The following is a 21690-nucleotide window of genomic DNA, read 5'->3' on the forward strand; positions in this document are numbered from 1 at the left end:
CGCATGGCAAAAAAACGTGATGTATTAATTACGGAAGTAGCTTTGCGAGACGGGAGTCATGCCATTGCCCATCAATACACAGTCGATCAAGTCGCAAAAATCACCAAAGCTTTAGATGAAGCGAACGTTCCATACATCGAAGTCGCACACGGAGACGGATTGGCCGGTTCTTCTTTGCAGTATGGATTATCTCGCACAAATGAGCTCGAGCTGATTGAGGCCGCCGTGTCGGTTTGCAAGCAATCAAAAATCGCCGTCTTGCTTCTGCCGGGAATCGGCACGATGAAAGATTTAAAACATGCTGCCGAGCTTGGGGCGAAGATGGCGCGGGTTGCAACTCATGTAACAGAAGCAGACGTTTCTGCCCAGCACATTGGGCTGGCAAAAGAGCTTGGAATGGAAACAGTCGGATTTTTAATGATGGCCCACATGGCGCCAGTTGAAAAACTGGTAGAACAAGCAAAGCTGATGGAAAGCTACGGAGCGGATGTCGTTTATGTCGTTGACTCAGCAGGAGCACTTCTTCCGCATGAAGTCAGGGATAGAATTCGTGCCCTTAAGCAGCATGTAGGAGTGGAAATTGGCTTTCATGGCCATAACAACCTGTCTCTGGCCATGGCGAACAGCTTGGTTGCCATCGAAGAAGGAGCGACCGCATTGATGGAAGTGTTCGATGTTTGGGAGCAGGGGCAGGAAATACCCAGACGGAAGTGTTGGTAGCTGTGTTGGATCGATTAGGAAAGGAAACCGGTATTGATCTTTATAAAATGATGGATCTTGCAGAAGAAATTGTGGCGCCAATGCTTCCAGCTCCCCAAGAAATTACAAGAGACAGCCTTGTGCTGGGATATGCCGGTGTTTATTCAAGCTTTCTGCTCCACACCAAGCGGATAGCCCCAAAATTAGGGATTGACTCGCGCGATATTTTTGTTGAACTCGGCAAACGCAAAGTAGTTGGCGGTCAAGAAGACATGATTGTAGACGTAGCAACAGAAATTGCGAAGAAGAGAGAAAAATCGCCAGTTTCATAAGGAGGTGTTGGGGCAATGGCAGTAAAAGTTCGTCACTATCGAAAATTTGCTGAATTGTTAAATGAAGCGGAATATGAAAAAAGGGAGATTACTCGCATCACAGAAGATATTTTGGACCTTTCTGTGGAGGAATCATACAAGATACAAAAGGAGCTCATCAAAATCAAAATAAACAGCGGTCATCGCATCATTGGTTCGAAAATGGGGCTGACAAGTCAAGCGAAAATGACGCAAATGAATGTGAAAGAACCGATTTACGGATATCTTTTTGATTATATGTTCGTTCCAAACGGCGGAGTCGTCCATTTGAGCGAATTTATACATCCGAAGGTAGAAGTGGAGATTGCTTTTATTTTAGGTGAGGACTTAGAGGGCCCAAATGTAACGAGAACACAAGTGCTGTCGGCAACAAAATATGTCGCACCGGCCTTAGAAATTATTGATAGCCGCTATAAAGATTTTAAGTTTACTTTGCCGGATGTTGTTGCAGATAACGCTTCTTCGTCAAGAGTTGTAATCGGGAGCACATTGACTCCAATCCACACGTTAAAAATTGATTTAGATTTGATAGGTGCAGCGCTTTATGTAAATGGGGAATTAAAAGCTTGCGGAGCTGGTGCAGCGGTATTCAATCATCCGGCAAATTCTGCTGCTGTTTTGGCTAATATGCTGGCGCGCAAAGGAGAGAGTTTAAAAGCGGGCGACATGATTTTAACTGGGGGCATCACTGAGGCGATCAATCTAACAGCTGGAGATACAGTAATCGGGCAATTAGATCAACTCGGAGATGTTTCGTTTAGTGTAAAAGAATAAGAATGCGGATGCCTTGCTGGCGGTATATGAGATTTCATCTATAAAATAACATTCCATTTTTAAGGAGGAATTTTGATGAATAATGTCTTGTCATATGAATATGAAATTCACCTCCCTTCAACCGCAGAAGAGGGAAAGAAGTATCCTGTTGTTTTCGCATTGCACGGCATAGGGTATGACGAACAATACATGCTTTCATTAGTGGAAGATTTAAAAGAGGAATTTATTTTAATAGGCATTAGAGGTGATCTTCCATATGAAGATGGATACGCATATTATTATTTGAAAGAATATGGAAAGCCAGAACGAAAATTGTTCGATATTAGTGTAAATAAATTAAAGAACTTTATTGAAGCTGCACTAAAAAAATACCCGATTGATTCTGACAAAGTATATTTGATTGGCTTTAGTCAAGGAGCAATCTTAAGTATGACACTCGCTTTAATATTGGGCGAAAAAATAAAAGGGATTGTTGCAATGAATGGATATATACCATCGTTTGTGAAGGAAGAATATCCATTGAAGTCTATCGAGCGGTTGTCTGTGTTTTTAACTCAAGGAGAATCAGATCATATTTTTCCTTTAAACATTGGACAGGAAAACTATGATTATTTGCGCAAACATGCAGCTTCTGTGAAGTATACCATTTATCCGGCTGGACATGAAATATCACAAGACAATCAACGAGACATCGTTTCATGGCTGCGTCAGGATGCTTACAACTACGGTCAAAATAAGACAACAAATCTCGCATGATAAAAGGCATCGATTTAATAATATTGGGGGAGGTTGATTATGATAGAAACGGGAAAGTATGCTGATGTGAAAGGAATCAAAACACATTATCACGAGGACGGGCAAGGAGAACCCCTTCTTCTTATTCATGGCTCTGGTCCCGGGGTTTCTGCATGGGCTAATTGGCGTTTAGTATTTCCGCTCCTTTCCCAGCATTTTCATCTTTATGCCCCAGATGTCGTAGGATTTGGTTATACGGAAAGGCCGAAAGATATTCAATATTCCGTGAATGTATGGGTCGAACACATGATTAACTTTGTCGAGACGATGAATCTTGAGAAGGTTTCAATCATTGGAAATTCCATGGGTGGAGCTTTAGCTCTGCATATTGCAAATCGTCGCCCTGATCTTGTTAAGAAGTTAATTTTGATGGGAAGCGCAGGGATTGAATTTCCAATTACAGAGGAACTTGATGCCGTTTGGGGATATACGCCGAGCATTGAAAATATGAAAAAAATCATTGGCATTATGTCAAATGATCCAAGCATGGGGGAAAATGACAACCTGGTCAAAATGCGCTATGAAGCTAGCATTCAGGAAGGTTTTCAAGAATCGTATTCCGCAATGTTTCCGCCGCCTAGACAAAAACATGTGAATGCTTTGGCGCTTACAGAGGAACAATTGCGGGCAATAGAAATTCCGGTTTTACTCATTCACGGAAGAGAAGACCGGGTGATCCCATTGGACAAAACAAGCTGGAAATTATCTCAAATTGTTCCTGACGCCCAACTTCATGTCTTTCCAAATTGCGGCCATTGGGTGCAAATCGAAAAAACAGAATTTTTTGCAGGTCAAGTAATAGAATTTTTGAATAAATAAGCGGATTTTTTACGTACTGCTTCCTGCTTTCAATATGTGCAAAAACCATTTTTTCTTTTCTTAACGTAATCAGAATTCGTTTAATTTAGCGAGGGGATGCTGATGATCACCGTTTGTAAAAAACATATTAAGAACGGAATAAACTTACTCAACACACCGCACGTACAAAAATTATCGCAGAAATATTGGGAGCATGAATGTATTTTTTGTGATGAACCAGCTCATTTTAAACTTTTTTATAGTACGCCTTACAGTACGTCCTATCGAAAATTCCTTTCCTTAAACAAAAATCATTCGTCGCTTACTGGTTAATTCTGAATTTAAAATAGAATCTTTTGTTTTTAAGCCCGCGCCGGGTTTCGTTTGCTGGCCGCTGCCTATGGCAGTTTGGCTAGAGCATCCGAAGTCCGGCGTTTTAATTTATCTAAAAAACTCAATACAGGCTGAGCAGTTAATTTAAGTAAGAGAGAAGCTTTTATTTTTTAATAAAATTTTAATCTCCGTTCGATATATGAATTTGGAGATAAGCGAGATTCCCTTTTGCAGTGTCTCTGCAATATAACCCCAAATATACGCAGAGCGATTAGCCTCATCTATTTCCATTTCCATATGCGTTTACATCAGTTGAGATTAAGAAAATATGATGTCAAAAACGGTACAGTGCGCTTTTAACATTTGGAAAGAAAAATAAATTACAAACTCTGAATTAACTAGTGTTACTCTAATGGCTTCAAGCAACAACAGAGTTTTTAATAAATTCATAGTTTTCAATTGATTAGGTTTTCTTAACAACAACAAGATAGGCTGTAATCTTATTTTCCATAATGATTTTAAAAATCTATTTCTCAATTTGAGCCTGTCGGCTTTAAATATTTCTATAATAATTATTATAATTTCTATTGATTTTATGGGTATTTGCTGTTATATTATTAAAAAATGAAAATTAATTATCAATTATTGATAATTATCGAGTTTCAAATGAAGTAAGGGGGGATGAAAATGGAAGCCATACGAGCTGCAAGGGGTCCCCAGCTTCGTTGTAAAGGATGGCGGCAGGAAGCCCTATTGCGATTATTAGAAAATGTGCTAGAGAATGGGGAAAATCCTAAAGAGCTTGTCGTATATGCCGCATTAGGAAAAGCTGCTCGAAATAGGGGATCATATCAAGCGATTGTCGAGGCATTAAAAAATTTAGAGGAAGATGAAACTTTAGTAATTCAGTCTGGTAAACCGATTGGTATTTTCAAGACACATGCTTATGCTCCGCTAGTCGTTATGGCGAACTGTAATTTAGTAGGGAAATGGGCAAATAGCGAAAATTTCTATGAACTTCAAGAGAAAGGATTGATTGCCTGGGGAGGTTTAACGGCTGGAGCCTGGCAGTATATCGGTTCTCAAGGGGTTATTCAAGGAACTTATGAAATATTCGCCACTATTGCTCGCAAGTATTTTCACGGCAGTTTGGCTGGCCGCTTTATTTTAACGGCTGGTTTAGGAGGAATGGGAGGTGCACAGCCGCTCGCAGGTGTAATGGCCAACGCAGCCATCTTGTGTGTAGAAGTGGATGAAGATCGAATTGATAGACGAATAGAAACAGGATATTTGCAAAAGAAAACACACAGTTTGGATGAAGCGCTGCAATGGATTGACCAAGCGAAAAGAGATAAAAAGAGTTTATCTGTTGGATTGGTTGGCAATGCCGCCCAAGTTTATCCGGAAATTTTAAAACGGGGAATCATCCCTGATATTGTGACTGATCAAACTTCCGCTCACGATCTTGTTTATGGCTATATCCCGGAAAACTATACGATCGAGGAAGTACATGAAGCAAGAAAGCTAAACCCGAAAAAGCTGGCTGCTGATGCTCGCAAATCTATAGCAAAAGAAGTTCGGGCTATGCTGGAATTTAAGCGGCGCGGCGCCATTGTTTTTGATAACGGGAATAACATCCGGACACAGGCATCACAAGAAGGTGTACATGATGCGTTCGAAATTGACATTTTCACCGAAGCATTTTTACGTCCATTATTTAGTCGAGCAATTGGACCATTTCGTTGGATTGCTTTGTCGGGGGATCCAGAAGACATTTACAAAATAGATGACTATATTCTTGAACACTTTCCTGACAATGAAATTGCGACCAATTGGATTAGGCTGGCCAAAGAGTATGTTCCATTTCAAGGATTGCCGGCGCGTATCGGTTGGTTTGGCCACGGAGATCGTACAAAACTGGCAACAGCAGTCAATGAAATGGTGCAAAAAGGCCAATTGAGCGGTCCGATTGCATTTACTCGTGACCATCTCGATGCTGCATCGATGACTCACCCGAATATTATGACGGAACGAATGAAAGATGGAAGTGATGCAATTGCTGATTGGCCGCTTCTGAACGCTATGCTGAATTGCTCTTCAATGGCGGATTTAGTCGCCATTCATTCAGGCGGAGGTGGCTATACCGGTTATATGACAAGCGCCGGTGTAACGATAGTAGCCGACGGTACTGAGCAAGCAAGCATGAGATTAAATCTTACGCTTGATAATGATACAGGACTCGGTGTTTTACGTTATGCTGATGCAGGATATGAAGAAGCATTGGATGAGGTTGAGAAAAAAGGATTGCGGAGAATTGACATAAAGTAGTGATCAGCAACAGATTAATAGATTAGGAGGAATGATGGTTGTGCGTCAATTAACGAAAGACGACGTATTGGCCGCTGTAAAAGGAGGATCAGTCTTTGCTTCCGGCGGCGGCGGTTGGGTTGATCATGGTCTGGAAATTGGCATGGCGGCCATTGCAGTAGGAAAGCCGAAGTTAGTTTCTGTCGATGAATTGCAGGATGATGACATTATTGTCACTGCAACTGCCATCGGTGCTCCAGCGGGAACAACTGATTGGCAAATGCTTGGAAAAGATTATATAAAAGCAGTGCAGCTTGTACAAGAAAACTATAATGGAAAAGTTGTCGGTTTGATGACCCCGCAAAACGGAATGTCCAGCAGCATTAATGGTTGGCTTCCAGCCGCAGCACTTGATTTGGTTGTGGTTGATGCTACTGGGGATATGCGTGCTCATCCGACTGGTAAGATGGGGGCAATGGGGCTTGCTGGACGTTTGGATTTTGAAACGGTGCAGGCCGTTGCCGGAGGAAAACCAGAAACTGGATCGTACATTGAGTTAGTAGTCAAAGGGACGCCTGCGAAAACATCAAATATTTTGCGGACAGCATCAGATATGTCTGGAGGATTTATCGCTTGCGCGCGGCATCCTATACCTGCTAGTTATGTGAAGCAGCATGCGGCTATCGGCGGCATAAGCCGAGCGTTAGAGCTTGGGTACGCGATTATGAATGCGGAACCGAAGGGTGCTGAAGCGGTAATAGAAACGATTTGTCAGACGACAAAAGGATATATTGTAGGAAGCGGAAAAGTGGTCAAAAAAGATGTCCATTACAAAGGCGCCTTTGATATCGGTACAATTTTGGTTGAAGGAGAGGGGAAAAAACTCACCCTTCATGTCATGAATGAGTATATGGCTGTAGATGACGAAAGAGGCAACAGGTTGACAACATATCCAGACGTCATTACAACACTCAATCCAAATACAGGGGAACCTGTCAGCGTTGGACATGTAGAAGAAGGAATGGACATCATTGTATTTAGCATTAACAAATCAAATATTCCATTGAGTTCTAGCGTGAAGGATCCTTTAGTTTACCCAGAGGTTGAGCAAGCATTAGGTATCAGCATTGCTGATTATGCTTTGGCAACTGATGAGAGTTAAGACAAAGCCAGCTGGAAGGTGTAGTGAATGTCGCTAAATGGTTCGCAAACGTTAAAAAAAGCGTTAGACATTTTATTTGTCCTAGGAGAAGCAGAAACACCATTATCTGTCAGTGAAATTGCTCAACGAGCCTCAATTCCGGAGAGCACTGTCTATCGTTTATTGCAAACGTTAGAGAATAACGGAATTATTGAGAGGAAATCTAAAGGACAAATAACTCTTGGTTTACGCATTCTAGAATTAGCCCGCAGTCTAACGCAACAAATGGATCGTTATTTAAACGTAATTGCACGTCCGATAATGGAGAAAATTACTGAGAAAACGAATGAAACATCGATTCTAGCAGTTCGTTCAGGGATTGAAGTAATTTGTATAGAAAGTATCGCAAGCTCGCGCTTAATTCGATTTGCCATTGAGAATGGAAGATTGCTGCCTCTTCATCGGGGGGCATCTGGAAAAATTATTCTCGCATATGAAAATGAAAAAATAGTAGAACAAGTATTGCAAAAACTTTCGAGTGAACAGGAGAAGAAGCAGCTCATTTCTGAATTAGAAAAAATTAGGAAGCAAGGATACTGTATAACGATAGGAGAAGTAGATTCGGACATTTGCGGAATTTCAGCGCCTATCTTCAATTACCAGGGACGAGTTGTAGCGAGTTTGACTGTCGCAGGGCCTGCTGAACGGATTGACTTAGAAGCAAGAGAGAACATCGTTAGTGTAATAACGGATGCTGCTCATCAAGTATCGCAAAAATTTATCGAAACAGCTACTTTTTGATCATGGTCAGGAAGAGGGAGTGCAAATGGAGCAGAAAGTGTATGATCTCGTAATTGAGGGAAATATCGTGCTCCCTGATCGGGTGCTATATAATGGTTCAGTTGCTATCAAAGATGGAAAGATCGCATCTGTTTCTAAAATCAGCCATGAACGGAGATCACATAAAGTTTTGAAAGCTCATGGAAAATATGTTCTTCCAGGAGCGATTGACGCTCATGTTCATAGCTACAGCGCTTTGACAGAAGGCTTTACAGCCGCCACCCGCTCTGCTGCTGCAGGGGGAGTAACCACGATTATCGAAATGCCATATGATGCTGATCAACTTATATGCACAAAAGAAAGATATGCCGCAAAAAAACAAAAGCTGTCCAAAGAGGCAGTAGTGGATGTAGCGATGCTGGCAACGATTAAACCGAAAAACGGGCTTGATCAAATTCCTCTTCTTGCTGAAGAAGGAGCATGCGGCTTCAAAGTTTCTATGTTTAATACGGATTCCGTCCGTTTTCCACGCATTGATGACGGTGAGCTGTTGGAAGCTTTTTCTCTCATAGCGAAAACCGGTTGTCCAGTTGGTGTTCATGCAGAAACGGACGAAATTGTTAGAAAATATATAGAAAAATACAAACAAAAAGGAGAGACAGACCCACGCGCTCATTGCTGGAGTCGTCCGAAAGTCGCAGAGTCTACCGCGGTTTTAACGGCGTTAGAACTAGCTTACTGGACTGGAGTTCACTTACACATATATCACTGTACGTTTCCGCGCATTTTTGAGCTGGTTCAATGGTTCCGCCAACAAGGCACTAAAGTGACCGCAGAGACGTGCACTCACTATTTGATTTTATCCGAAGAAGATATGCCTTCCTTGCACGCAAGGGGAAAAATAAATCCGCCGTTGCGGACAAAGGAAGATGTGGAACAATTATGGATTCAGCTTTCACAAGGAATGATCGATTTGGTCACTTCAGATCACGCTCCTTGGACGATTGACCGAAAAAATCATGCGGATATTTTCCAAAACTCATCAGGGGCCCCGGGAGTTGAAACGCTGTTGCCGCTGCTTTACAGCGAAGGGGTTGCAAAAGGAAGAATATCTATGCTTACACTTGTCCATCTACTTAGTGAGAATCCAGCCAAGACGTTTGGTTTATCGCACTGTAAAGGAAGGATAGAGGAAGGGATGGATGCTGATTTAGTGGTATTAGATCCCAACCAAAGCTGGGTATTAAATGAGTCTGAGTTGCACTCTCATGCCGGATGGAGTCCTTATCATGGTTTTACTGTTCAAGGGAAAATTATTAACACATTTGTAAGAGGAAAGCTTGTATATGATGGAACAGTCATCGGAAATCCGGGTGATGGCAAGTTCATCCACGCAGAGCACGATGCGGTTAAAAAATCATTGCAAAGCGATACAGTGAGGTGCTCTGTTCAATGAGAGTCAATACTGAGCGTTTGAAAGAAGATATTGAAGCTTTGGCTAATTTTGTCGACAAAAGTCAGATTGGTTGGACAAGAAGGGCCTTTACACCGTTTTACGAAGAGGCAAGGGGCTGGCTCAAGGATAAAATGAAATCATTAAATTTAGAGGTTAATGTTGATGCCGCAGCCAATGTGATTGGAACTCTTCCCGGAAAAGAAAAGCATCTTCCTGTCATCATGATCGGTTCTCATATTGATACCGTCAAAGGCGGCGGAAGATTTGACGGCATCATCGGGGTTGTCGCCGGTCTAGAGATTGTTCGTTTGCTTAAAGAAAATGGGATACAGCTGCGTCATCCGTTGCAAGTGGTTGATTTTACAGCGGAAGAACCAAGTGAGTTTGGCATTTCAACGATCGGCAGTCGAGGAATGGTGAATAATTTGACGGAAACAATGCTGCTTAGGAAAGATTTGCAAGGAATTACTCTGCGGGAAGCATTAAAGAGATCTGGAGGAAATCCAGAGCGATTGACGCTTGAAGCGCGTAAACCGGGAGATGTAGCTCTATATTTAGAATTGCACATTGAACAAGGTCCGGTGCTTGAGCAGACAAACCATCAGCTTGGTGTTGTTCGAGGCATTGCAGGTATTCAGCGTTATCGCCTCACTGTTGAAGGGGAACCGAATCATGCTGGAACAACACCTATGAACCTAAGAAAAGATGCGCTTACTGCAGCTGCTGAGATCATTCTTTGTTTCGAACAGCTTTGCCAGGAAACCTACACGGAAGAAGTTGTAGGAACCGTTGGAAAACTCATGAATGAACCGAATGCAGCGAATGTCATACCAGGAAAGGTGACTTGCGAACTAGAGATTCGCTCGTTGGATAAAGATATTCAAGACATGATCATAACTCAGCTCCATCATGCTGCCTTGCAAATTTCAAAGCGACGCGGGGTTTCTGTTCAATTTGACTGCTTGTCACAATCAGAACCGATTCTTGTACAAAATAATGTCCGCAGTGTAATTGAGCAGGCATGCAAAGAGGTGGCACCCACGATGTTTTTATCGAGCGGTGCCGGCCATGATGCCAATCAAATAGCTCGTATTGCTCCAATCGGTATGATCTTTGTGCCGAGTAAAAACGGCAGAAGCCACTGTCCTGAAGAATGGACTGATTATGAAGATGTAGCTTTAGGTGTGCAAGCATTGTTGAAGGCGTTGCTGCTGTTTGACCAGCAGCTGGACTAAAATGCCGGTAAAAAAATGAAAAAACGAAAGTGTGGATAGGGATGGAGTACTTAAAAGACACCGTGACCTATATTTTTGAAAATTCAGATCGTTTTTTGGAGGCTTTGCAGGTTCATTTGGGGCTTAGTTTTATCGCGTTATTGATATCAATGTTAATTTGTATTCCATTGGGGATCGTATGTGCCAAAAAGCCAAAGCTTTCAGGATTGATTATGAATGTATTCAATTCTTTACGAGTTATTCCTAGCTTGGCTATTATTGTGATCATATTGCCAATCATGGGAATGGGATTTTATCCTGCATTAATCGCTTTGATCATTCTGGCATGTCCGCCGATTACGATCAATACCTTTTTAGGATTTCGAGGAATTGATTCTTCCATTATTGAAGCTGCGTCTGGTATGGGGATGGACAGCAAACAAATTTTGACCAAAATAGAAATTCCTCTCGCTCTTCCAGTCATCATTGCTGGCTGTCGAACAGCTGCAGTAGAGATTATTGCTAGCGCAACCTTAGCTGCCTTTATTGGAGGCGGAGGATTAGGAACATTCATTGTTAACGGAATGGGAATGTATAACATTCCTCTGTTGCTAGTCGGAGCATTGCCAGTTGCTTTTTTGGCTATCTGTTCCGAAGTTTGCTTCGCAGCTGTAGAGCGTTTGGTCACGCGCTATCAAAGGGATTAGAGGAAACGTAAGTTGATTGATCTGAATACTATGTATTTTACTTTCTGTTATGAAAATAGGAGGAATTATCATGAAAAAAAGACTTATTCTTTTATTTACTTTAGTCGTTTTACTAATATCCACGGCTGCTTGCGGCGGTCAAAAAGAATCAGAAAACACAAGTGATAAAAATGAGACGACTATCAAAGTTGGATCGAAAAACTTTACAGAATCGCTTATTTTAGGAGAGATTTATTCTCTAGCTTTGGAGGAAGCTGGTTATAAAGTTGAAAGAAAATTAAATTTAGGCGGTACAATGGTTGCTCATACAGCATTGAAAGAGGGAGAAATTGATATGTATCCGGAATATACGGGTACAGGGCTAATCAATGTTTTACAAGAAAAACCTATGTCTGATCCGCAAAAAGTATATGATCTTGTATCCCAAAAATATAAAGAGAAGTTTAATCTTGTTTGGCTAGAACCAACAGATGTAAACAATTCCCAAGCTTTAGTCACGACAAAAAAAGTAGCAGAAAAGTACGGAGTAACGACTTTGTCGAAATTGGCGGAAGTCGCTCCAAAATTAAGACTGGCGGCTGTTCCAGAATTTGAAGAACGCGATGACGGTTTAAAAGGTTTGCAAAAATTTTACGGCGGGTTTCAGTTTAAATCGGTGCAATTATTTGACTACGGAATTAAATATCGCGTAATCCTTAATGATGAAGCGGATGTGACAGTTGGATTTACGACTGACGGCGATTTGACTAATGAGGAATTGGTACTGCTTGAGGACGACAAAAAGTTTTGGCCTCCATATTATGTAGCACCTGTCATTCGTGAAGAAACTTTGGAAAAAGATCCGAAAATTGAGGAAGTGCTGAATAAAGTTTCCAAACACTTGAATAATAAGGTTGTGCAAAATTTGAATGCTGAGGTTGATATTCAAAAACGTGAATACACTGAAGTAGCAAAAGAGTTCCTTGAAGAAAAAGGCATTATTAAAAAGTAATTATGCCTAAATCCGAGTGAAACCAGGAACTTTCAAAGGCGGTGGTTTCGTGTCAAACATAATCATTCAGTTTGATAAGGTGAGCAAGACGTTCCCTAAAGCCAGCAAACCTTCTGTCTATGAAACTAGCTTATCAATAGAAGAAGGAAGCTTCATCACCATTTTGGGAACATCGGGATCAGGAAAGACGACATTATTAAAAATGATAAACAGAATTCATGAGCCTTCATCAGGAAAAATTTTTGTTCAAGGAGAAGATATTACAAAAGTTCCAGTGACACAACTTAGGCGTAAAATAGGATATGTCATTCAGCAAATCGGTCTGTTTCCTCATATGACTGTCAAAGAAAATATAGCAACAGTGCCGAGAATTTTGATATGGGATGGAGAAAAGATCAACGAGCGCGTAGACTTTCTTTTAAGGCTTGTTCATCTGCCGCCTGAGGATTTTCGAGATCGATATCCAAGACAATTGTCTGGAGGGCAGCAACAGCGAGTGGGGATTGCCAGAGCGATGGCTAGTGATCCAGATATTTTATTAATGGATGAACCTTTTGGTGCAATTGACGCCATTACCCGTTCCAGTTTACAGGATGAACTGCTGGCAATTCAAAAAAAGATGCGCAAAACGATTCTTTTTGTGACACATGATATTGAGGAGGCGCTCAAGCTAGGGGACAAAATTATTGTGATGAATGAAGGAAAAGTCCAGCAATTTGATACGCCGATTAACATCCTTATGAACCCAGCTAATGAATTTGTCAGCCAACTTGTTAAATCAGACGATGTTTTCCAATTACTTTCTTTTTTGAATGCAGAAAAAGCAATGGTTCCGTTGCAAGGGGAAATGCATGAAAAAAGTGCGGAAGTTTCAACGGAAACAAATCTTAAAACGGTTCTTTCTCTGTTGCTGAAAAAGGATATAGACAATGTGGTTGTCGTCGACAATCAAAACAAACCTGTAGGACAAATTGGTCTGGATCAATTGAAAATAAAGGATCAGGATTCCTTATATTCGGTAAGCAGGTGAAGCCTATGGTAAATTATATTACTAATTATTATGACACTATTTTGGCGCTGTTTCTTGATCACCTTCGCTTGACGTTTGGTACGCTGGCAATTGCCCTATTATTTGCTCTTCCAGTAGGTTATCTTTTGACTCGCTGGAAGAGTCTTTCTGTACTGGTATTGTCAATATTGGGAATTATTTATGTTATTCCCAGCATGGCATTTTTTGCTTTGCTCATTCCTTTTTTAGGATTGGGCATGAAGCCGGCTATCTTTGCGCTTGTCGCTTACAGTCAGCTGATTTTGGTGCGTAATGTAATGGTTGGTTTTCAATCAATTGATCAAGCGATTATTGAGGCGGGTAAGGGAATGGGGCTTAATTGGTTTCATTTATTTTGGAAAATAGAGTTGCCTCTAGCGTTGCCAATTATTCTTGGCGGCGTACGGATTGCAGCTGTTGCGATTATTGGCATTGGAACGATTGCAGCATGGATAAACGCCGGCGGCTTAGGAGTTCTTTTATTTGAAGGTCTTTACCAAAATTCAACTCATAAGATTATCATTGGGACTATACTCGTTTCCACCTTAGCGCTCATAACGAACTATATTTTGTTAAGACTTGAGAACCGTTTGGCATTAAAAGCGAAAGGGCAGCTATAAAACATTCATAAAAGAGAGGGTTTTTCATGGGGCAACAAACAATTATCCTCGATGGTAAGTCACTCACGATTCAACAAGTTGCTCAAGTTGCTGAACAAAAGGCTGAAGTAGAAATCAGCCAGGAGGCTATGGAACGGCTTCGTGCTGCCAGAGAGTTAGTGTTGAATTGGGATTCGGTCCATGCCCCTGTTTATGGATTTAATACAGGGGTTGGGATTAATAAAGATCGTCAGGTGCATGAAAAACAATATGAGCAATTCAATAGAAGTTTAATTTTTTCCCACTGTATTGGTGTAAAGCCGGAAGCAGATGAGAAGACGGTTAGAGCCGCGATGCTCATTCGTTTAAATACATTGTTATTAGGTTATACCGGCGTACAGCCGGAAATAGCACAAATGTACAAACGCTTTTTAAATGAGGGAATTCATCCGGTCATACCAGAAAGAGCCTCTGTTGGGGCAGCGGATTTGGGAAATCTAGCTCATATCGGATTAGCTATGATCGGCGAGGGAGAAGTCATTTATCGGGGAAAAAGAATGAATGCAAGCGAGGCGCTGAAGAAGGCGGGCATAAAATCGATTGTTCTCGGTCCGAAAGATGGCTTAGCCATTGCCAGCTCTAATGCTTTTGCTGCAGCCAAGGCATCGCTGCTGCTGAATGAAGTTAAACAATTAATCGACTTGTCCGACATTGTATTTGCTCTTTCTCTCGAAGGGTTGAACGGCAATATTTCCCCTTTAGATGAGTCTGTTTTAAGAATACGGCCTTTCCCTGGAAATTTAGCAAGTGCCGGATTAATAAAGGCTTGTCTTGAAGGAAGCTATTTGTCGTTGCAGCACTTAAATCGGCCGCTTCAGGATCCGCTAAGCTTCAGAGGAGCTTTTGCCGTGCACGGCGCTGTTAGGGATGCGATCGATTATACTGAACAAAATCTGCTCATACAATTAAATTCAAGCGATGATAATCCATGTGTTCTGGTGGATGAACAGCGGATATTGTCATGTTCCAATTACGAAGTAACAACTTGGGTGCTGGCAATTGAAATGCTTGGACAGGCTCTTGCACATTTGTCCAAAATATCTTGTTTCCGTACGATCAAATTGTCATCACCCAATTTTTCAGGACTGCCGCGCTTTTTATCTCCTGATAATGGCCAAAACGTATTGGCTTTTAGTACAATTCAAAAAACCTTTGCGGCGCTTGACGCAGAAATTCGCCATCTGTCTAATCCAATAAATGCTGATTTTATAGCGTTATCAGGGGAAATTGAAGATCATGCCAACAATTCTGTTCAAGTGGTTGACAAAACAGCAAAAATAGTTGATAACTTGTATTACATTTTGGGAATAGAAGCGATGCATGCTGCTCAGGCGATTGATTTGAGAAAAGATATAAGTCTTGGTCATGGAACGGAATTGGCATATAAGATGATCAGGCAGGAAGTCCCTTTTTTAGATGCTGACAGAAACCTGTCAGTTGATATTGAGAAAATGTACAAGTTGTTGAAGTCAGGAGAAATTTGCCGTGCAGTAAGAGACAAATTAGGGGGAAATTTGTTGGGGCGTTATGAGGTGTCATAATGATCAAGATTAATGTACAGCGATTGATGAAACATATAAAAGATTTGAGTAAATTTGGTCACGACCCTAATGGAGGCGTGACCAGATTTCCTTTTACAGCCGAGGAACGCGAAGCTAAACGATACATAGTACACTTGATGAAACAAATAGGCTTAGAGATTTACGAAGATGAAATAGGAAATTTATTCGGAAAACGTGTAGGCACTGATTCTGCTTTGCCGTCAATTTTAATCGGCTCCCATTTGGATACAGTGAAAAATGGCGGTATGTTTGATGGTGCCCTAGGGGTATTAGCCGGTATAGAAATATTACAGACGATGATGGAGCAAGGCATTCAAACGAGGCATTCCATTTCAGTTGCGGCATTTACTGATGAAGAAGGAGTGCGATTCTCAACCGGAATGCTTGGCAGCCGGGCATTGACGGGGGAATTGCAAGAAGAAGAGCTGTTTCAGTATAAGGATGAAAATGGCATAAGCATTGCTGATGGGATGGTGCAATGTGGATATAATCCGAAATTAGTGCACCGTGCGCGACGTTGCTCTAAAGAATTCAAAGCTTTTCTCGAGCTGCATATTGAACAAGGAAAAGTGCTTGAAAGTGAACAAGCACCTGTAGGAATCGTTACTGGCATTGTAGGTGTCAAATGGTTAAAGGTAACCATTAGAGGAGAAGAGGGACATGCAGGAACGACACCAATGGCGATGCGAAAAGATCCAGTTACAGTAGCCGCCCGCTTAATTGATTTTGTGGAACAAAAAGCACAGCAGAGCGACGGATTGCGAGCAACCGTTGGAAGTATCCGCGTGTTCCCCGGGAGTATAAACGTTATTCCGCGTGAAGTGGAATTATTTTTCGATATTCGTCATCTATCTTGGGAGCTTATTTGTCAAATGGAAGATGATATCCAAATGTTTTTATCTGCATGCTGCAATACAAAAGGCATGACTTTTACAGTAGAAGCGACTCATGAGCTAAAACCGGTTAGCTGCTCTCCTGTATTAATCGAAGCGATACGAACAGCAGCGAAACGAACTGGGACAAAATTTCTGATGCTGCCAAGCGGAGCGGCTCATGATGCTATGATATTAGCTTCTTTAACAAAAATCGGAATGGTATTTGTCCGGTCAAAAGACGGCATCAGCCATAGTCCATTAGAGTGGTCGGATGCTGATGATATTGAAGCAGCCGCCAATATACTGCTGCACGCTCTTTTAGATATCGCAGAAGCTGAAAAAATATGAAAAGATAACATGATCTAGAGAGATTTTTTAATAATTTAGGTTTTTGCCGACGAGTAAATAGTTAGAATATCATTTTGGTTAAAGTTGCAAAAAATCGTATATAGATTTTCTTCTCGGCTGACGGCTTCTTCGCCTTTGGCAGTCCGCTTAAAGCCTCTGAACCCCAACGCTTAGTTCATGGAAAGAGGCCGCTCAGCAAGGAGAACAAATCATCCAGCCATGCGAAACGGCTTGAAGAAGCTGCTCATTGCATCGCTTTATGGTGAACAGAAAAAACACATTTCTATGGAAGCGGATCTATCATTATTTTTAATAAGATTGTCGATACAACACTTGCGCTCTTGGTGATCTTCGCTTCGGTGTGCCTCGGACTCATTTAGCTTCTTTTGAGAGTCCTTAAAAAATAATTTGTTTTTTTCCTCTTGTCATCATTATTCGAAACTATCTTCTTTACCACAATTGATTTATTCTAGGTGCAAAAACCTTTAAAGCCGCCCCGGTATGGAGCGGCCATGTTGTTTTTTTGATCTTTCTCTGCGTATGAATACGTAATTTAGCATGCCAAATTTCTGCTGCAATCCAGTTCCGGCAGGTTGGTCACAGCACTTTCAACGAGAATAACGGTCAGCTTGCTGGAAACGTAAAACTTGAAAGCTAATACACAAACTGCTTAGCGCAGGTACGGCTGTCATTGTGACGGATCACTTGCATCCGGGGGAATGCTTTCTCGGATCAGACCCGGTAAATATCGTCACAACTTGTCTGTTCTTATAAAAGTTTATGACTGCTCGGTCTTGACATGGCGGAACCGATTCAAGCCGACGCGGCGGCAAAAGCTGCCGAAATCCTCACCAGGCTCACGCTCGCGAACGAACGCCTCGAGTACAGGTCGGACGGTGTCGATCAGTTGATCGAACGGTACAGTTTCCGTGAATCGTTCGTTTAGTGCTGTGCCGAGTGAATTTCCGCCTAAAAAAATATCATACTTGCCAGGTGCACGGCCGATAAAAGCGATGTTGGCGTTGTACGGGCGCGCACAGCCGTTTGAGCATCCAGTCATGCGGACGGTGATGGTCTCGTCCGAGAGGCCAAGTTCATGAAACAGCTGCTCAAACTGTGGCAATAGATCGGGCAGAGCCCGCTCCGACTCGGCCAGCGCAAGTCCGCAGGTCGGCAGGGCTACACATGCCATTGTATTTTTTCGGACTGTTGATAGCTCATGTGGAAGCGGCACTCCCGCAGAGCGCAATCGCTCTTCAATCACCAGTCGAAATTCGTCTGGAATGCCGCTCAGGATCACATTTTGCTGCGTGGTGAGGCGAACGGTCGGACGAAATTCGCGCACAATGTTTTGAAGTGCCGATTTCAATTTCATGGTTTCAGTATCTTTAATACGACCATATGGAACGAACAGGCCAAGGTAGCTTATCCCGTCACGCTCACGGTGCCAGCCGAGATGGTCGTGCCCGTTGTGCCATTCCAGCTTTCTCGGTGGCTCTAAAGTACGCCCAAGTCTTGTCTCGACCTCTTGCCGGAACCAATCCAGTCCTCGCCGGTCGATTAAATATTTCATGCGGGCAAAACGGCGGTTTGAGCGATCTCCGAAGTCCCGTTCGATGGTCACAATGGCTACGCAAGTATCAAGGATTGTGTCTACGACATCCTTCCTGGGCACATAGCAAAGCGGACTCGCCAGCCTCGGATAAGTTGCCTGAACGACCGCCGTTCGTCCCATACCGCCGCCTACCAGCACAGTATAGCCAGCAACGTGTCCGTTCTCGATATGTGCCACAAGTCCGATGTCATTGTCGTACACATCGATGCAGTTATCTCCTTCCGGTACCATCGCAACCTTGAACTTGCGCGGGAGGTATACATCACCGTACAGCGGCTCCTCAGTCTCTCCATCAGAAAGCTGAACCGGTTCGCCGTCAAGCCAGATTTCGTGATACGCATTTGTCTTAGGACTCAGCCGATCAGTCAGTGCAAGCAGATCCTCCCGCATCTCGGCGCGGAACGGCTCATCGCCCGGCTTTGCGCAACAGATGATGTTCCGCCCCGAATCGCCGCAGGCGCCAAGTGTTGTGATTAGTGATTCGTTCAGCCTTTTGATGGTAGCCTTCAAGTTCCCTTTCAGTATGCCGTGAAGCTGGATGATTTGACGCGTCGTAATGCGCAGCGTCCCGTATTCCGAATATTCATCGGCTAAGCGATCGAACACCAAATATTGATCCGGATTCAACACCCCGCCTGGTATTCGGGCACGCACCATCATCGAGTAATGCTTCTCTTTGCCTTCTTTCAAAAGCTTGTGCCGCAAATCCCGGTCGTCCTGCTGGTAAACACCGTGAAACTTCAATACCTGTACATTTTCTTCCGAAAACATCGGTTTGCCATCCTGAAGAGCTTCCTTGATTGTCCCACGTAAGTAGCGGCTTTGTCGCTTAATCACTTCGATTTTTGATTCTTTTTTGTTTTGAGTGGACAAATACAATCACTCCTCCCTGAATTCTGATTTGTTTACTATGATATAAAGAAAAAGACGAAAACACACCATCCAAAAGGACGTTAATTTGACCCATCCACTACAAAGCTTGTTATATTTTTCAGCCGATCTATAAGGTGAGCTGTTAGGAGCAGTCATCAAGAAAGAAGGAGGTGTCTTTATGCTGGGAAATGTGTGCGGATCAGATTCAGGATTTGTGAAATCTGCGTTTGCAAGATCAGGAAAAAAATCGATCTAGAGGATACAGATTTAATTAACACGCTAAAAAAATAAACGAATAGAATTTCTTTTTTTGCTGTAAAAGTCAGGATAAACATGGTTCTTACGTTCTTTTGGTGAAAAATCGAGGTCATTGATAACACAGAGATAAAAATACTTATTTGTACACTCATTTTCTCCATTAACCTCCTTCCCATCACCAAGATTGAGTAAGAACCATAAACATGTACATTGTTGACTGTTTAAGAGTGTACATGTTTACTCGTTTTCTTTTTCTCTTTAAGTGATTTTGATATGTACAATATTAATCAAGGTCGCGCATTATCCAATCTCTTTTATGCATTCTTAAACTAGCATTTCATTTCTGCCGATTCACCCCGCACCTTTAAATGTAATCAAGGGGGGAATCAGTTTTTTTTATCATGATATTCTTGAAATACCTTCCTATATTGTAATAAAATGAAAATAGATTCATAGAACTTTAGTTCTATCAGGAGGTGTGATGCGAAAAAACTTAGGACTTTTGTATATATGGTCAGGGAGATGAGAAATTCCTTTTTCAACCGGCATGATCCGGTAAGGAAGGGAATTTGCAAACCCTAAAACCTGTGAAAAATGTGCTTGCCCTCATAACAGTGTGTGCATGCTGCAGACAGTTGGCAGAAACCTATATGATTGATCAAATATCACTAAATTCAGGTAAAGAGGCATTTGGCAAATAGAACATTTGAAAGAAGAGGGCTGACTTTTATAATGAGATATTTTTGTAATTTAAGGCTTGAGCTGACCTCATGATCATGGTAATTGCCGCATGACAAATATGCAATCCTGTTCCATGAAGCTTGTACATATCATGGTTTGAAAAAGAGCCAATCACAAAATAAGCAATTTCATTTATAAAATAATATCGAATTTTTTCGATATGATAAAAATAGGACTAAAAAATGATACAATGAAAGCGATTATAAAATTGGGAGGGGAAATGAAATGAAAGCAGCAAGATGGCACAACGCTAGAGACATTCGCGTAGAGGAAGTAGAAGAACCGAAAGCAGGGAAAGGAAAAGTAAAAATTAAAGTAGAATGGGCAGGAATTTGCGGAAGCGATTTACACGAATATGCGGCAGGTCCAATTTTTGTTCCTGTTCAAGAGCCTCATCCTGTCAGTAAAGATGTGGCGCCTATTATCATGGGCCACGAATTTTCTGGTCAAGTAGTTGAAGTTGGAGAAGGCGTTACAAAAGTAAAGGTTGGGGATCCTGTCGTTGTAGAACCTATTCTTCGCTGTGGTGAATGCCCAGCTTGTAAAAAAGGTAAGTACAATCTTTGCGAATCTTTAGGATTCCACGGTTTATCCGGTGGCGGCGGCGGATTCTCTGAGTATACTGTCGTTGATGAGCATATGGTGCATAAAATGCCTGAAGGTCTTTCTTATGAACAAGGAGCATTGGTGGAGCCTGCGGCTGTAGCCTTGCATGCTGTTAGATTAAGCAAAATTAAACCTGGTGATAAAGCCGCTGTGTTTGGAACAGGTCCTATAGGTCTTCTTGTGATTGAAGCATTAAAAGCAGCTGGCGCTTCAGAAATTTATGCAGTAGAAGTTTCCAAAGAACGTTTGCAAAAAGCGAAAGAGCTTGGTGCTACATCTGTCATCAATCCAATAGAGGAAGATCCGGTTCAAAAGCTTCGTGAACTGACCGATGGCGGAGTCGACGTTGCGTTTGAAGTAACGGGAATACCGGCTGTTTTACAACAAGCTATTGACAGCACTGCATTTGAAGGAGAAACAGTCATCGTTAGCATATGGGAAAAAGAAGCGGGCATTCAGCCAAATAATATCGTATTAAAAGAAAGAAACGTAAAAGGAATTATTGCATACCGCGATATCTTCCCTGCTGTAATGGAATTAATGAAACGAGGCTACTTCCAAGCAGAAAAACTCGTTACGAAACGAATTAAGCTAGATGATATTGTAGCAGAAGGATTTGAAACGCTGATAAAAGAAAAAGACCAAGTGAAAATTTTGGTAAAACCAGAATAAACATTTAAGCAGAGTAGGGAGAAAACGGTGCGGACAAGCTGATGCTTCAATAGATGGATGCAATGTG

The 21690-nt window shown here is 42.0% G+C and carries 16 protein-coding genes and 1 pseudogene; 16 read left to right on the forward strand and 1 reads right to left on the reverse strand.

The features are described 5' to 3' along the window. Nucleotides 1–3 precede the first annotated feature (3 nt). The 15 genes and pseudogenes from dmpG (at nt 4) to NSQ61_RS19250 (ending at nt 16858) form a co-directional block, all read left to right on the forward strand. Nucleotides 4–1031: pseudogene (dmpG, locus tag NSQ61_RS19180) on the forward strand (4-hydroxy-2-oxovalerate aldolase). Between the two features lie 15 nt (nt 1032–1046). Next, the gene (locus NSQ61_RS19185) at nt 1047–1844 is read left to right on the forward strand and encodes a 2-keto-4-pentenoate hydratase (RefSeq protein ID WP_340807945.1); all 798 of its coding nucleotides are present in this window, start codon (nt 1047–1049) and stop codon (nt 1842–1844) included. A gap of 75 nt (nt 1845–1919) precedes the next feature. Next, a complete protein-coding gene (locus NSQ61_RS19190; RefSeq protein ID WP_130157385.1) occupies nt 1920–2600 on the forward strand; it encodes an alpha/beta hydrolase in 681 nt (226 codons plus the stop codon). 39 nt (nt 2601–2639) lie between these two features. Continuing rightward, nucleotides 2640–3458, forward strand: coding sequence for an alpha/beta fold hydrolase (locus NSQ61_RS19195; RefSeq protein ID WP_340807948.1), 819 nt, complete (start codon nt 2640–2642; stop codon nt 3456–3458). Nucleotides 3459–4457: 999 nt separating this feature from the next. Continuing rightward, on the forward strand, nt 4458–6098 hold the full coding sequence (locus NSQ61_RS19200) for a urocanate hydratase (protein WP_445659454.1): 1641 nt from the start codon (nt 4458–4460) through the stop codon (nt 6096–6098). A 31-nt stretch (nt 6099–6129) separates the two neighbouring features. Continuing rightward, nucleotides 6130–7239, forward strand: coding sequence for a DUF917 domain-containing protein (locus NSQ61_RS19205; RefSeq protein WP_339230151.1), 1110 nt, complete (start codon nt 6130–6132; stop codon nt 7237–7239). A gap of 27 nt (nt 7240–7266) precedes the next feature. Beyond that, complete coding sequence (locus NSQ61_RS19210; RefSeq protein ID WP_327848678.1) at nt 7267–8019, forward strand: IclR family transcriptional regulator; 753 nt, start codon at nt 7267–7269, stop codon at nt 8017–8019. A gap of 25 nt (nt 8020–8044) precedes the next feature. Then, nucleotides 8045–9454, forward strand: coding sequence for a dihydroorotase (locus NSQ61_RS19215; protein WP_340807954.1), 1410 nt, complete (start codon nt 8045–8047; stop codon nt 9452–9454). Then, nucleotides 9451–10689 carry a Zn-dependent hydrolase gene (locus NSQ61_RS19220; protein WP_340807955.1) on the forward strand — a complete coding sequence of 413 codons (1239 nt, stop codon included), beginning with the start codon at nt 9451–9453 and terminating at the stop codon, nt 10687–10689. Before NSQ61_RS19215 ends, NSQ61_RS19220 begins: the two co-directional genes overlap by 4 nt. A 41-nt stretch (nt 10690–10730) precedes the next feature. Further along, nucleotides 10731–11375 (forward strand): ABC transporter permease, encoded by a 645-nt coding sequence (locus tag NSQ61_RS19225; protein WP_130157397.1) that lies wholly within the window; start codon nt 10731–10733, stop codon nt 11373–11375. A 70-nt stretch (nt 11376–11445) separates the two neighbouring features. Beyond that, nucleotides 11446–12366, forward strand: a complete 921-nt coding sequence (locus NSQ61_RS19230; protein ID WP_144598160.1) for an ABC transporter substrate-binding protein — start codon at nt 11446–11448, stop codon at nt 12364–12366. Between the two features lie 49 nt (nt 12367–12415). Then, nucleotides 12416–13396 carry an ABC transporter ATP-binding protein gene (locus tag NSQ61_RS19235; RefSeq protein ID WP_340807959.1) on the forward strand — a complete coding sequence of 327 codons (981 nt, stop codon included), beginning with the start codon at nt 12416–12418 and terminating at the stop codon, nt 13394–13396. 5 nt (nt 13397–13401) lie between these two features. Further along, nucleotides 13402–14034: an ABC transporter permease gene (locus NSQ61_RS19240; protein ID WP_340807961.1), complete on the forward strand. Its 633-nt coding sequence runs from the start codon at nt 13402–13404 to the stop codon at nt 14032–14034. A gap of 26 nt (nt 14035–14060) precedes the next feature. Beyond that, a complete protein-coding gene (locus NSQ61_RS19245) occupies nt 14061–15614 on the forward strand; it encodes an HAL/PAL/TAL family ammonia-lyase (RefSeq protein ID WP_327873243.1) in 1554 nt (517 codons plus the stop codon). Then, nucleotides 15614–16858: a Zn-dependent hydrolase gene (locus NSQ61_RS19250; protein ID WP_340807963.1), complete on the forward strand. Its 1245-nt coding sequence runs from the start codon at nt 15614–15616 to the stop codon at nt 16856–16858. The genes NSQ61_RS19245 and NSQ61_RS19250 overlap by 1 nt, the downstream gene beginning before the upstream one ends. Nucleotides 16859–17636: 778 nt before the next feature. Here the strand turns inward: NSQ61_RS19250 and NSQ61_RS19255 are convergent. Next, nucleotides 17637–19346 (reverse strand): NADPH-dependent assimilatory sulfite reductase hemoprotein subunit, encoded by a 1710-nt coding sequence (locus NSQ61_RS19255; RefSeq protein ID WP_340807966.1) that lies wholly within the window; start codon nt 19344–19346, stop codon nt 17637–17639. A gap of 1224 nt (nt 19347–20570) precedes the next feature. Between NSQ61_RS19255 and NSQ61_RS19260 the strand changes: the two genes are divergently transcribed. Then, on the forward strand, nt 20571–21623 hold the full coding sequence (locus NSQ61_RS19260) for a 2,3-butanediol dehydrogenase (RefSeq protein ID WP_327848674.1): 1053 nt from the start codon (nt 20571–20573) through the stop codon (nt 21621–21623). Nucleotides 21624–21690: the final 67 nt, after the last annotated feature.

Source organism: Aeribacillus sp. FSL K6-1121 (genome assembly GCF_038003725.1).
GTDB classification, from domain to species: domain Bacteria; phylum Bacillota; class Bacilli; order Bacillales; family Aeribacillaceae; genus Aeribacillus; species Aeribacillus composti.